Origin of the sequence: Mesorhizobium sp. M4A.F.Ca.ET.050.02.1.1 (assembly GCF_003997725.1) — a bacterium.
GTDB lineage: Bacteria > Pseudomonadota > Alphaproteobacteria > Rhizobiales > Rhizobiaceae > Mesorhizobium.
Genome location: NZ_RZSG01000461.1, coordinates 1 through 4816, shown reverse-complemented (window position 1 = coordinate 4816; position 4816 = coordinate 1). Strand labels below are relative to the sequence as shown.

General features: G+C 65.1%; 6 protein-coding genes. 2 read left to right on the top strand and 4 right to left on the bottom strand.

The genetic code is table 11. The features are described 5' to 3' along the window. A partial coding sequence (locus tag EOA33_RS24470) for an aldolase/citrate lyase family protein (protein ID WP_127406802.1) occupies positions 1-543 on the top strand: 543 nt, incomplete at its 5' end. A 21-nt stretch (positions 544-564) separates the two neighbouring features. Here EOA33_RS24470 and EOA33_RS24465 read toward each other — a convergent pair. Next, positions 565-1122: an alpha/beta hydrolase gene (locus tag EOA33_RS24465; RefSeq protein ID WP_126059084.1), complete on the bottom strand. Its 558-nt coding sequence runs from the start codon at positions 1120-1122 to the stop codon at positions 565-567. 241 nt (positions 1123-1363) lie between these two features. On the opposite strand from EOA33_RS24465, the gene EOA33_RS24460 reads away from it, so the two are divergent. Further along, a complete protein-coding gene (locus EOA33_RS24460) occupies positions 1364-2176 on the top strand; it encodes a VOC family protein (RefSeq protein ID WP_127406801.1) in 813 nt (270 codons plus the stop codon). 198 nt (positions 2177-2374) lie between these two features. Here the strand turns inward: EOA33_RS24460 and purB are convergent, their stop codons facing one another. From purB to EOA33_RS24445, 3 genes are all read right to left on the bottom strand, one after another. Next, positions 2375-3682, bottom strand: coding sequence for an adenylosuccinate lyase (gene purB, locus EOA33_RS24455; protein ID WP_127406800.1), 1308 nt, complete (start codon positions 3680-3682; stop codon positions 2375-2377). Between the two features lie 60 nt (positions 3683-3742). Continuing rightward, positions 3743-4156, bottom strand: a complete 414-nt coding sequence (locus EOA33_RS24450; RefSeq protein WP_127406799.1) for a hypothetical protein — start codon at positions 4154-4156, stop codon at positions 3743-3745. A gap of 107 nt (positions 4157-4263) precedes the next feature. Beyond that, positions 4264-4816, bottom strand: a 553-nt coding sequence (locus tag EOA33_RS24445; protein WP_127406798.1) for a DUF2259 domain-containing protein, incomplete at its 5' end; no start/stop codon positions are given.

The window sequence follows — 4816 nt, the reverse complement described above, 5'->3', positions numbered from 1 at the left end:
AGCCGGGCGCTCGACTTCGGCGCCGAGGCGGTGATCGCGCCGATGGTGAACTCTGTGGCCGACGCCAGGCTGTTCGCCGCCGCCATGAAATATCCGCCGGTCGGCGAGCGCTCCTGGGGGCCGACCTATGCCTTTCCGCGTCACGGCAAAGGCGATCATGCCGAATGGCTGCGCGACACCAACCAGCGCACCATGGCGTTTGCCATGGTCGAGACGCGGGCGGCGTTCGAGGCGCTGGACGGCATCATCGAGACGCCCGGCATCGACGGCATTTTCGTCGGCCCGTCGGACTTCTCGATCGCGTGGTCGAACGGCGCCACCGTCAATTCGACGCTGGAAAGCATGATGGAGACGGTCGCCTCGATCGCCGAGCGCACACGCAAGGCCGGCAAACACGCCGCCATCTACGTCATCGAGCCGGCGGTTGCCGGGCGCGTCGTGGCGATGGGTTACCGGCTGCTCGCCATGGGCTCGGACCACACGCTGATTTCGCTGGGCGCCAAGACGCTGCTGGAGAGCATGCGCGATTCCATCGGGTCCTGAGCGCCACCGGGCGGCTGCGCCTCAGGGTTCCCTCAATTCCGTCAGGAACTTGGCAAAGGTCATCGAGCCCTCGGGCCACGGCCCGAAGCCGGAATCCGCATTAAGGTGACCGGCATCGCCGGCATCGATGAACAGCGAGCCCCAGGCGCCGGCAATGTCTTCCGCGACGTCGAAGGCGCAGAACGGGTCGTTGCGGCTGGCGATCACGATCGAGGGAAAGGGCAGCGGCTCGCGCGAATAGGGTCCGAAGGTCATCAGGTGCCGCGGCCTGATCTCCGGATTGGCGACGTCGGGCGGCGCCACGAAGAAGGCGCCGGCCACCGGCCTTTGGAACTTCGGAATGGCCTGCACCGCCGCCGCCACGCCGAGCGAGTGGGCGACGAGCACCACCGGCCGCTCGGCCTCGTTGACGGCCCTGGCCACATTCGCGGTCCAGTCCTCGCGCACCGGCTTCGACCATTCGGCCTGCTCGACCCGGCGCGCCGTCGACAGTTTCGACTGCCAGCGGGTCTGCCAGTGTTCGGGGCCGGAATTGGTGTAGCCCGGCACGATGAGGATATCTGCGTCCTTGACTTTCATGGCGCGCATGTAGCGAGCGCCGCCCTTTCGCGCAACCGTGCCGAACGACGTTCACCATCAATTTAGTGAACACCATGTTCGCTCCTTGCTCTCTTGTGTGAACGATCGCGATCGACGATCTGTGGCCAGGACAACATAGCCTTGAAGGGCCGGGATTTTGGGGCTGACACGACGTAGGATGATCGGCGGCGCGTAGCTTCTGGCTTTGGGAGTTTCTTCGAGCGCCCGAACGGAGACGATGATGAGTGAACTGCCTTTTGCCGCGACCACGCCGGTCAGCGTGTCGCGCGTCGGCCTGAGGGCGCGCGATGCCGAAAGCCTCGCCGGCTATTACCGCGCCGTTGTCGGTCTGCAGGAACTGAGGCGCGCCGATGGCGTGATCACGCTCGGCGCCGCCAACCGGCCCCTGCTGGTCATCGAGCCCGACGCCGCGGCAAAGCCTGACGATCCGCGCAGCGCCGGCCTGTTCCACACCGCCTTCCTGCTGCCCAGCCGTGCCGATCTCGGCCGCTGGATCAATCATGCCGCCGCCAACAGGATCGCCATCGAGGGCGCGTCGGACCATCTGGTCAGCGAGGCCCTCTATATGACCGATCCCGAGGGCAACGGCATCGAGATCTATTCTGACCGCCGTCCGCAGGACTGGAAGTGGATCGGCGACAAGATCGCCATGGCGACCGAGCGTCTGAACCTTCCGGCTGTCGTCGCCAGTGTGCCGGCCGATGACGCCGGCTGGCAGGGCGCGCCGGAAAACACCATCGTCGGCCACGTCCATCTGCGCGTCGGCCGGCCGGAGGACGCTGAGGCCTTTTGGCATGACCAGTTCGGCTTCGACACGGTGGCGAGATATGGCGGCCAGGCGGTGTTCCTGTCGTCGGGTGGCTACCACCACCACATTGGCGCCAATGCCTGGCGCAGCGCCGGCGCCGGCCGCCGCGATCCGGCACGTTCGGGCCTAGCGTGGGTCGAAATGCGCTCGGACAATGTGACCGGCGAGACGACCCGCGAGGATCCGTGGGGCACGGTGATCAGGACCATTCCCGGCAAGGCGTGATCCAACGTCGGCACAGCTCTTTTTCTCCCCGTCACTATACGGGGAGAAATGCCCGGCAGGGCAATGAGGGGCAGCGCCAGTTTTGCGAGTTTGTCTCCCCCGGACCTGGACGTGGCGAGTACAGTCATCGCCGAAGTCGGCGCCGCCCCTCATCCGCCCTTCGGGCACCTTCTCCCCGTGAACGGGGAGAAGGAAAGGCTACGCTTCCCCAAACACCCGCTTGAAGATCGTGTCGACATGCTTGGTGTGGTAGCCGAGGTCGAATTTCTCACGGATTTCGGCTTCCGGCAATGCCGCCGTCACTTCCTTGTCGGCAAGAAGTTCATCAAGGAAATCAGCGCCTTGTTCCCATACCTTCATGGCGTTGCGTTGCACCAGCCGGTAGGCGTCCTCGCGTGACACGCCGGCCTGCGTCAGCGCGAGAAGCATGCGCTGCGAATGCACAAGGCCGCGGAACTTGTTCATGTTCTTGAGCATGTTGTCGGGATAGACGAGCAGCTTGTCGACGACGCCGGTGAGCCGCGACAGCGCGAAATCCAGCGTCACGGTGGCGTCCGGTCCAATCATGCGTTCCACCGAGGAGTGAGAGATATCGCGCTCGTGCCAGAGCGCCACGTTCTCCATCGCCGGCATGGCGAAGGAGCGCACCATGCGGGCAAGGCCGGTGAGGTTTTCGGTCAGCACCGGATTGCGCTTGTGCGGCATCGCCGACGAGCCCTTCTGCCCCGGCGAGAAATACTCTTCCGCTTCCAGCACCTCAGTGCGCTGCAGGTGGCGGATTTCGATCGCCAGCCGCTCAACCGACGAGGCGATGACGCCGAGCGTGGCGAAAAACATGGCGTGGCGGTCGCGCGGGATCACCTGCGTCGAGACCGGCTCCGGCTTCAGCCCGAGCTTCTTCGCCACATGCTCTTCGACATAGGGCTCGATGTTGGCGAAGGTGCCGACCGCGCCCGAGATGGCGCAGGTCGCGATGTCTTCCCGCGCGTGCACCAGCCGCTCGCGGCAGCGCGAGAACTCGGCATAGGCCTGCGCCAGCTTGACGCCGAACGTGGTCGGCTCGGCATGGATGCCGTGGCTGCGGCCAATGGTGACGGTGTCCTTGTGTTCGAAGGCGCGGCGCTTGAGCGCCGCGAGCAGCGCGTCGATGTCGGCGAGCAAGATGTCGCTGGCGCGGGTGAGCTGCACGGCAAGGCAGGTGTCGAGCACGTCGGACGAGGTCATGCCCTGATGGATAAAACGGGCATCAGGCCCAACGAATTCGGCGAGATGGGTGAGGAAGGCGATCACGTCATGCTTGGTGACGCGCTCGATCTCGTCGATCCTGTCGACGTCGAATTTCGCGACGCCGCCTTTTTCCCAGATGGCATTTGCCGCCTCCTTGGGGATGACGCCGAGCTCGGCCAGCGCATCGCAGGCATGCGCCTCGATCTCGAACCAGATGCGGAAACGGGTCTCTGGCGACCAGATGGCGACCATTTCCGGCCGGGAATAGCGAGGGATCATCAATCGGTCCTGACTTCGGGAAGCTTGATGTCCGCCTCCTAACAGAGGCGGACAGAATGCTCAACGCCGCTGCCGCGCAAACCAGATGCTGGCGGCGGCGAGCCCGATGAATCCTGATGGAAAATAGAGCCGGACGCCGAGCACGACGAACTGGTACAGCGCGGTCAGCACCGTGAACACGAATTCGAACGCCCACCGGATCGTGAAGGCCGGCGCATGCCATTCGGCATAGTAGGAGCGGTATTGCAGCGCGAACAGGGCGCCGGTGAAGGCGAGCGTCGCGGCCAGCAGCGCAACGAAAGCGGCAGCGAACGCGACCTCCCAGTGCCGCCCGCGCGATACGAGGCGCGCCAGGAACAGGCCGACCGGGAAGGCGAGCGCGCCACCGGCGGCATAGAGCAGCGTGACGAAGCGGATCTTTGCCGGCGTTTCCCAGTCATAGAGGAGGAGATTGACGAGCGCGCTGGCGCCCATCGTCAGACCCCAGAGCAGGGCGCCGACAAACGCGGTGCGAGCGGGGGGCAGGGCGGCCCGGAAATGGTTGCCGATGCGACCGCGAGCCGTGGGTTGCGAAATCGGTGTCACAGGCGGCCTGTCACGGCGATCCAGCGGAAATCCGGCCCCTCGAAGCCGTATTGCCGAACCGCGATCAGCACGGCATAGGCGCTCAACCCCTGCATCGAGAACGTCTGCACCGCGCCGATCCGGTAGCCGTTCGGACAGCCGCGACTTTTGGGGATCGACTTGTCTTCGTGCAGAAGTTCGGTCTTGCCGCCATCCTTGGCCACAATGCGCAGCAGGCGAAAGCCGTTGATCTCGCCCTGGCTCTGGCAACCTTCGGTGTCGTTCATCGGGATTTCGTCCAAGCGGAACTCGAGCGGATCGTCGACCGGAGAAAAGATCGGGCGCGGATTGACCACCATGCGGAACGGATCGCTGGAAAGCTCGGTCACCGGGCTGAAACCGGCCGTGATGCCGCGACTGGCCGCCAGCTCGGCCTGGCTGACGATGGCCTCGCCTTTCTGGCGGGCCTGCAGCCGCGCCGCATCGAGCGTTGCCGCCTCGTCGTCGAGACGAACCAGGATCGGCGTTCCCTTGAGGAATGAGTCGGTGACGGTGTCGATGTAATAGCGG

Coding starts and splice junctions, on each gene's coding strand:
- EOA33_RS24460 (WP_127406801.1), top strand. CDS start 1,364: ATGAGTGAACTGCCTTTTGCCGCGACCACGCCGGTCAGCGTGTCGCGC.
- EOA33_RS24465 (WP_126059084.1), bottom strand. CDS start 1,122: ATGAAAGTCAAGGACGCAGATATCCTCATCGTGCCGGGCTACACCAAT.
- purB (WP_127406800.1), bottom strand. CDS start 3,682: ATGATCCCTCGCTATTCCCGGCCGGAAATGGTCGCCATCTGGTCGCCA.
- EOA33_RS24450 (WP_127406799.1), bottom strand. CDS start 4,156: ATGGGCGCCAGCGCGCTCGTCAATCTCCTCCTCTATGACTGGGAAACG.